An 8,515-nucleotide genomic window follows, 5' to 3' on the forward strand; every position below is an offset into this window, starting at 1 on the left:
CGTCAATCTGTGAATATATGGTTCCCGATGGTGATGATTTCTGGTCGCGACCACATAAAGGCATTGCTGGTCTTGGCCGGATTAAAGTAAAACAGCGCTCCATGTGTCGGATCCCAACCATCGACCGCTTCCATCACTGCCTTTTTCGCCGTTGCGTCTGGCGTCAAGTTCACTTGCCCATCGTCTACGCAGGAAAACGCGCCCGGACTATAGACGATGCCTGGTACCGTGTTCGGAAATTTGTCACTGTGTAAACGATTGAGGATGACCGCAGCAATCGCGACTTCCCCTTCAAACGACTCGCCGCGCGCTTCGCCATAGACCACATGAGCCATGAGGTTGAGATCACTCTGGTCTAGACCGTTGACACTCGCTGGGAAGTTGGCCGAGGCGCCTGCAGACGCTGCCGTGGAGGACGTCGTCGATCCGCCAGTTGACCCACCACTAGCAGAAGACGACTCGGCTGTCGATGCAGATGAATTCCCCCCACTGCTCCCTTGGTAGTGCCAATTCGGCGTCGCTTTCACCAATTTCAACTTGGTCGCCATATCGACTTCACCTGTGACTTTCATGCCGAAATTGTATTGGAAGGTCCGCACGGCCCAATAGGTCTTCCAGCCAAAGTCACCATCAATATCGCCCCAGTAATATCCCAATAGGCGCAAACGACTTTGCAGTTCGTCGACATCGTAGCCCTGACTCCCATACATCAGGTTGCGGGCCGTAAACGCGCCGACGGGCGTTGGATGGACGGTGGGAATCACCACCGACAACGCAATCACGGAGATAAACAACCGTAAAAAGACAAATCCTCGCCGCACCATGTTTTCACTCCCTTTACTCCCTTGACGGGTAAGGTTCTACTTCAAATTTGTCTTTATTGTCCAACGAGGCGAAAAAAATATGCCTGTGGGAAACTCCCACAGGCATATAGATTCATGCTTACTCATCGCACCGGAATGACTAAGCCAACGGCTCGATATCAAAATCGTCTTCATTATTGCAGATGCACCGCTTAAATCCGGTCTCAACCCGGCCCTTACCCGTTCTTGCTCCTCGCAAAATAAAGGTTTCACCGCACTGCCGACAGTGAATATGTACCTTGATGCGTTGGGTGCTAGAACCGGCAACTTCCGAATCGCTGAACGGGACCAACGCTTCAGAACGCACAAGAGACCCCCCTCATACATCGTCACACGAATCCACGAAACGTTCTCTCTAAGTGGCTAGTATCGACCAACACTGGAACACTCAAACCCAACCGCGCCATCTTGCGGCTTCGGCCATCCGCTGAATTCCTACAATGTACGCGGCGAGCCGCATGTTGACTCCGTACCGAAGCGATGTCTGGTACACCCGCTGAAAACTTGTCCGCATGCGCGAAGCCAGGCGTTCATCAATTTCGTCTTCTTCCCAGTAGTAGCCTTGGTTATTTTGCACCCATTCAAAATAAGACACAATCACGCCACCGGAATTGCCGACCACATCGGGAACCAGTAAAATGCCCTTCTCCGTCAGAATTTCAGTCGCTGCTGCAGTCGTCGGCCCGTTGGCCGCTTCCACCACAATCGACGCCTGAATCCGGTCAGCGTTCTCTTGCGTAATTTGATTTTCAACCGCCGCCGGAACAAGGATGTCACACGGCATCTCCAAGAGTTCACGGTTGCTGATGGTGTGCCGATACAAGCGCGTGACGGTGCCAAACGAATCTCGCCGCTCAAGAAGTTCGTCGATGTCCAATCCCTCTTCACGGTACAACGCACCATACGCGTCTGATATACCGACGACTTTCGCGCCCGCGTCATACATAAACTTGGCAATGTAGCTGCCTGCGTTGCCAAACCCTTGTACAATCACCCGCGTATCGCGCAAGTTCAACCCGCGGATTTTGAGCGCCTCTTCAATACAAATGGCTACGCCACGCGCAGTGGCACTCTCGCGCCCCTTACTTCCGCCCAGCACGATAGGTTTACCTGTGATGAAACCCGGGCTGTCAAACTCGCGCAGGCGTGAATACTCATCAAACATCCAAGCCATGTTCTGTGAATTACTAAACACATCTGGCGCAGGGATGTCTTTCGCCGATCCGACAATTTGGCTGACCGCTCTGACATACGCTCGACTCACACGTTCAATCTCATCAAATGACATGTCCCGAGGATCGCATTCGATACCACCTTTGCCACCGCCGTATGGTAGATCAGCAATACCACACTTAATGGACATCCAGATGGACAACGCTTCAATCTCTTCCTGTGTCACATCCGGATGCAGACGAATGCCACCCTTCGTTGGCCCGACTGCATCATTATGCTGAGCGCGGTACCCGGTAAACACGCGGACCGATCCATCGTCCATGCGAACTGGGAATCGCACGGTCAATACGCGCAGCGGCAATCGCAGCAGATCATACATCTGCTGATCATACCCGAGCGTCTGCAATGCCTCGAGAATGACGTCCTGCGTTCGGGACAGAACATCCGTATTTTCTGCTGTACCAGTTCCTTGCGTATTCGATGAGCTAGCCTGAGTCACAAATCAAACCACCTTAACAATGTCAATATAGAGAGTTCGAATTTCCACCGTACAGACGTAGTCAGTATACACTGCCTGCTGTATCGTTGAAAGAAGCGGATAGAGATCATTGGCATAAAAACAGGACAGGGGCGTGCCGACAACTCGGCACCCTCTGCCCATGAAAGTTCTTAAACTGGAAAGCGTTCAGCCAATACGCGAATCGCATTTTCGTGGAGAATTTCTTTCCCATACTCGTGCAACAATGCATCTGTCGCGTTGCTCGGTTCCCCATATTCCGACAACACAGACGCAATGGTTTGATATGTTTCAACAACCAATGGATCTGTAATCAACAAATGATATGCGTCACGATATCGAAACAGTGAACTTTCCAAGTCGTAGTCCACCAGTGTATGACAAACCGCGATTAAATCGTCGAACTCGCCGAACTCGTAGACAAGTTGCGAGTCGATGGACTGCGCGTAATTGGTATGCCGATGAATTAGGTTATCATCATCCTCGTCATCGTCATCATCCTGAGCAACGCCTGGTATGCTCGGAATTCTCGTGACAATGACGACAACCCCTTCGGTCGGCATGGTGAACGCCTCAACGGAAATGGGACCTGCAATCTCAAAACCAACTTCCATATAGGCGGTTTCCATCATGTCCCAAAATAAATCTTGAACTTTTTTGCCGTTGTGCCATATCTCGTCACGGTCAATTCCGCGTTCCTCTAAATCATCGTAACTGATGAAGATACGCACTTTGTCCTTGGCAATTCGTTCAACTCGCATGCGGCGTCCCTCCTTTTGCGCAACGGGGTTAGGAAATAAACTTCTTGTAACTTATATTATAGCGTATTCGCGAGTCGTGTCATGGCTTCCGCATAAATCTCAATACATGTTAAATAATCGCTAATTGACCAGTTTTCATCTGCTTTGTGTGCAAAATCCTCGCGATTTGGAAAGAGCGCACCAAACGCAACCGCATTTGGAATGGCTCTCGCGTATGTCGCGCCACCAATGCTGATTGGTGAGGCATCATCGCCAAAATAAGACCGGTAAACGTCCATCAACGTCTCAACCAACGGTGAGGACGGATTCACGTGAAGCGGCGGCATATGTTCGACGATGGAAACCTGCCATTTGTCCGACAAGAACGACTGGACATCCTGCAATAATTGCTCAGCGGTCATCCGAATTGGAAATCGGATATTTATGTAAAAATGATACATACCATCGACCAGTTCTGCCCGCCCGAGGTTTGCTGTAAGCGGCCCGGTTTCCTCATCTGCACCATCGATACCGAGTGCCCGACCAGCCGTATCCCAAGAGCCAACCGTTCGCCACATCGACGAATTCGATACAGTCCCTGTGCCCAGCAACTGCGCTAAATGAAGAACCGCGTTCACACCTGCATCTGGACGCGACGCATGTGCCGAAACACCCGCGACATAAATTTTAACAATCGAATCGGTCGTCTCGACAGTGACATTGATGGACGCGTCCTTGGCGGATTTCCTGATTTTCAATGCAAATTCATTGGCAGCCGTCGAGGAATGGCAATCTACTTCAGCGACCGCATGAGCAGGCACCATATTCACTCGATCCCCACCGGCAAAGTCAAGCACCTGCGCCGACATCGATTCAGCATCTGCTGGAACGTCAATCCGCAGCGTTACTAATCCCTTTTCCGCATAAATCAACGGGAAGGAAGCATCCGGCGTAAACCCGCCAATCGGCTTCGGCTCGTAACGGAAATAGTGCTCCATACAGCGCCAGTCGCTTTCTTCATCCAACCCAAAAATCACGCGAATTTTGCGCTTGGGTTGGACACCGAGCGCCTTCATGGCGAACAGCGCCCACAATGTGCTCATAGCCGGACCTTTATCGTCAATGGCGCCTCGAGCATATATTTTCCCCTGCTCGATCACCGCCCCATAAGGCGGATGGCTCCATCCTTCTCCAGCCGGAACGACATCCAGGTGACTGACGACCGCGATATAATCGTCGCCCTCTCCATACTCCACATGACCTGCGTAACCGTCGATGTTCTTCGTCACAAACCCACGATCATACGCAAGCTTCAATACATAAGACAACGCCTCTGCAGGACCTGCCCCGAACGGACCATCGGGAACCGGATGCCCTTTAACGCTCTCGATTTTCAATATATCTTGAAGCGTCGAAATCATGGTCTCGCGATGCTGTTCAATGAAGTCCTTAAACACAAAACCATTCCCTTGGTTTATCAATATGCCGAATCAGGTCGACTTCCGTTCCAAAATATTATGCAGTAACGTCACCGAGTAATTATCGACAGGTTCATCCTGCAGCAGCTTGGTCAAAAGTCGCATCGACACAGCCCCAAAATCGTACATCGGTTGAGCAATCACCGTCATCTCGGGGCGAATCATCGTGGCGAGTCGCGTATTATCAAACGCGATGACCTTAACATCCCCTGGTACGTGACGGCCGATGTCCTGTACTGCATGAATCGTCGCCAGTCCCAATTCGTCAGACGCCGCAACCACACCATCCAATGGGTGTTTTTCAAGGTATTCTCGGATAATGCCCAGTGCCACTTCATACCGCCCTTGACCAGTGCGGATGACATGTAGTTCCTGGTCTCGCATACGGCTCTGTGCGCCTTGCAACCGCCGATCCGCCACAACCGATTCACCTTCCTCGGTCGTAACGAACGCAATTTCTTTGCATTCCTTTTCCAACAAGAAATTCACAGCGTCGCGGCCAGCTCGATAATTGTCGATGTTGACGGACGGAATTCGTCTCTCTGGATCTTCCGTAGCACAGAGCACAACAGGAATCTGCGCTTCTTCAAACGCATCAATTTCCTTCTGACTCAACACATTCGTCATATAGATAATCCCGTCAACCTGCTTTTCCCACATCGTACCCACGAGACTGACCTCGCGGTCGACTTGAGCATCCGAGTTGACTAGAATAATATGGTAATCATACATGGTCGCGATGTCTTCAATACCACGAACCATTTCCGCCACAAACGCGGCAGATACGTCCGGGACGATGACGCCAATCGTCCGCGTCCGTTTACTCGCCAATCCCCTTGCAACCGCGTTAGGCCGGTACCCCAATCGCGCAATCGCGTCTTGTACTCGTTTTTTGGTCTCGTCTTTCACTACAGCCGTCCCGTTAATCACGCGCGATACCGTAGCCATCGAGACCTTCGCCTCACGAGCCACATCATATATTGTTACAGGCATTCCGCCCACCTCCGTCTCCATTCCAAGTCCTTACAAGATTTTGTTTGCCCCACTACAGAGCCTAGCCGGCTTCTTCAGTATGTATGGGTATTGCGATTCATTATAAGCCAAGAATTTGGGGCTTGCTCATATTATAATCAAAAAAGGACGGCAAAGCCGCCCTTTTTCAATCAATTGGATGCGGGTGAAGGGACTCGAACCCCCACGGTCGCCCGCCAGAACCTAAATCTGGTGCGTCTGCCAATTCCGCCACACCCGCGTGACCCCACAAACATGCCTTACAATCAAACTTCCCGAGCTGCCGCTAAAATATATCACGACAACTCCCAAATCGCAAGAATTGGCCGTCTTTCCCCATTTAAAACACCCATTCATTCCCATGCAACACGCGTATCCACCTGTTCACCAGCTTCCTTTTACCTCACATCTCTTCCTTAATTCAACCGATGTGTCATTTCTATGACAAAGACGCCACCTCCACAATAGCGGCCTATTCACGAACGTAAGGAATATGAACAGACACCTGTGAGGCTTAAGAAGGCTGGTGGGGCTCGGAAAAAGGTGTGAGTCAGTTCTTAGTGCACGAGAGACTTGGCACCATAGGCGCACGAGAGACCTTACCGCATAGTGCACGTTTTCTGCCTTATTTGTGACATTGCAGCGGATTCGGGGCATTTAGTGCACGAATTTTACCTTATGCCCGCAAAATCACCGGAAATCGCGGCCCAGAGTGGCGAATAGGGTATTTTTCCGACCTTATCCGGCGGCATTTTAGTTGATATGTCTTATTAGGACATGCAGGTGGGTGGCAGGGGGCGCGTATGTGGCTTCGGAGACGATGAGGCTTCGGTTATGGGCCGGCAGCCGGGGGCCTCACCCCTGCCCAGGGCGCATAGTGCATGTTTTCTGCCTTATTTGTGGCATTGCTGCAGATTCAGGGCATTTAGTGCACGAATTCTACCTTATGCCCGCAAAATCACCGGGAATCACGGTAGCGTCAAGAAGTCTGTGTAAATCCGCATGTAGGAAGCAGGGTGTCTCCTCATCATTGCGAGTCTTCGTGTTTTTTGAGTCTCTTCATTGAATGTTCCGAACATATGCCTTGCTGCCTTGTGCGTTTCCAAGGTAAATATACCCATCCCTCCCGTCTTACAGTCTGAGTGGGAGGGGTGAATGGCCTTTGGCCAGAGGGGAGGAGCGAAGCGGCTTCCCCTGTGCAGAGCCTGTGGAGCTTGTGGGCAACCCTGTTCTTGGGTTGTCCATCAAATCCACAGGCTTTATTTCGTTTCCTCAGTACCGTACCTTTCAGCAAACATCTCACGGAGGCGCTTCTGGGTACCTGTATCCGCAAATCCCCGCAAGGCGCGTTTCGACCATTTCTCGTTATAGCCTGTTGCAAACAGATACACGATCTTCTCAGCCGCCTCAAGGTTCGCGATGCTGTTCATTGGCTTGACTCTCTTGCGGATTTCCTTAATTGTCCGCTCGATCGCGTTAGTCGTATAGATAGCATACCGTATCGCCGCAGGGTACTTATAGAAGACCAAGAGGTTGTCCAAGTCCTCTCGCCACGACTGCACCTCACGTGGGTACTTCGCGTTCCACTTGCTCTCGAATTGCCTGAAGCATCCTAGCGCTTCCTCGTAGGTCTCACTGGAATATACGCCCTTCAAATCCGCAAGAACCGTTGCCTTGTCCTTGGCTCGGACCTTCACAATGATGTTGCGCAATTTGTGAACAACACAGCGTTGGAAATCGGCCTTCGGGTAGACGGATAAGAAGGCTTCCTGCAGTCCGGTCAACCCATCTGCTACACCAATCAGGATTTCCTCAAGCCCACGCGCACGCAGATCATTGAAAATCTCTCGGCAAGATGTAGCGCTCTCCGTGCCACCCACATAGTAGCCAAGGATTTCCCGGTGTCCATCCTCATCAATTCCCATCACGACATAGATGGATTCGTTGTCCACGGTATCCCGCTTGAGCGCCACATACATCCCATCCATGTACACGACAGAGTACCGTCGTTTTAAGGGGCGCTTGCGCCAAGCATCTACATCCTGCAATACGATATTCGTGATGTTGCTAATGGTGGTCGGCGAGTATTGAACACCAAGCATCCGTTCAATGAATTGCCCCACCTCACGCGTACTCATACCGCCCTTATACATTGCGATGATGGTTTCTTCCAACCAAGCATCTCGCCGACTATACGGCTCGAATATGCTGGTTTGAAACTCACCTTCTCGGTCTCGAGGAACATGTAGATCCTCAATCCGCCCAAACCGCGTATCCAGCGTCCTTGTGTAATATCCGTTACGACTGTTCTTCAATTTCGGATGCTCTACCGTCAGGAAGTTGTGGATCTCCTCACGCATAATGAGCTCCAAACGCTCTTGGATGAACTTTGACATTTCAATTTCCAGTTGTGCGGCAAGCAACTCTTTGTTAGTCTGATACAAAGTAGGGTCATCTCCTCTGGACTTCAGCAATCTTGAGGATACCCTACTTTTCCTGTTTTGTGGACTGCTTACACAAACTATTTTACGCCATCGGAATCACGGCCCAGGGCGGCGAATAGGGTATTTTTTCGACCTTATCCGGGGGCTTTTCAGTTGATATGTCTTATTAAGACATCCCACCAGCTACCATCAGACCAGCCAAGTACCATCGCCGCCCCCCCCTCAACACAAAAAGAGCCCCAAGGTCCCGCTTCTCAGCGTTCCTCTCAGGGCCCTTCTCTTCTCTCTC

General features: G+C 51.0%; 7 protein-coding genes and 1 tRNA gene. All 8 read right to left on the bottom strand.

The genetic code is table 11. The annotated features are described in order from the left end of the window. Window positions 1–2: 2 nt before the first annotated feature. On the bottom strand, window positions 3–824 hold the full coding sequence (sleB, locus tag K1I37_RS11845; RefSeq protein ID WP_021298047.1) for a spore cortex-lytic enzyme: 822 nt from the start codon (window positions 822–824) through the stop codon (window positions 3–5). A 139-nt stretch (window positions 825–963) separates the two neighbouring features. Continuing rightward, entirely contained in the window at window positions 964–1,170 is a 207-nt protein-coding gene (locus K1I37_RS11850) for a hypothetical protein (RefSeq protein WP_021298046.1), read from the bottom strand. Window positions 1,171–1,251: 81 nt separating this feature from the next. After that, on the bottom strand, window positions 1,252–2,535 hold the full coding sequence (locus tag K1I37_RS11855; protein ID WP_021298045.1) for a Glu/Leu/Phe/Val family dehydrogenase: 1,284 nt from the start codon (window positions 2,533–2,535) through the stop codon (window positions 1,252–1,254). A gap of 170 nt (window positions 2,536–2,705) precedes the next feature. After that, a complete protein-coding gene (locus K1I37_RS11860) occupies window positions 2,706–3,314 on the bottom strand; it encodes an adaptor protein MecA (protein WP_021298044.1) in 609 nt (202 codons plus the stop codon). Window positions 3,315–3,370: 56 nt separating this feature from the next. Next, entirely contained in the window at window positions 3,371–4,750 is a 1,380-nt protein-coding gene (gene pepV, locus K1I37_RS11865) for a dipeptidase PepV (protein ID WP_021298043.1), read from the bottom strand. A gap of 33 nt (window positions 4,751–4,783) precedes the next feature. Further along, window positions 4,784–5,764, bottom strand: a complete 981-nt coding sequence (locus K1I37_RS11870) for a substrate-binding domain-containing protein (RefSeq protein WP_021298042.1) — start codon at window positions 5,762–5,764, stop codon at window positions 4,784–4,786. 179 nt (window positions 5,765–5,943) lie between these two features. Further along, window positions 5,944–6,023: transfer RNA gene (locus K1I37_RS11875), tRNA-Leu, on the bottom strand. Between the two features lie 1,018 nt (window positions 6,024–7,041). Beyond that, window positions 7,042–8,226, bottom strand: coding sequence for an IS256 family transposase (locus tag K1I37_RS11880; RefSeq protein ID WP_272496354.1), 1,185 nt, complete (start codon window positions 8,224–8,226; stop codon window positions 7,042–7,044). Window positions 8,227–8,515: the final 289 nt, after the last annotated feature.

It is taken from the genome of Alicyclobacillus acidoterrestris (assembly GCF_022674245.1).
Lineage (GTDB): Bacteria > Bacillota > Bacilli > Alicyclobacillales > Alicyclobacillaceae > Alicyclobacillus > Alicyclobacillus acidoterrestris.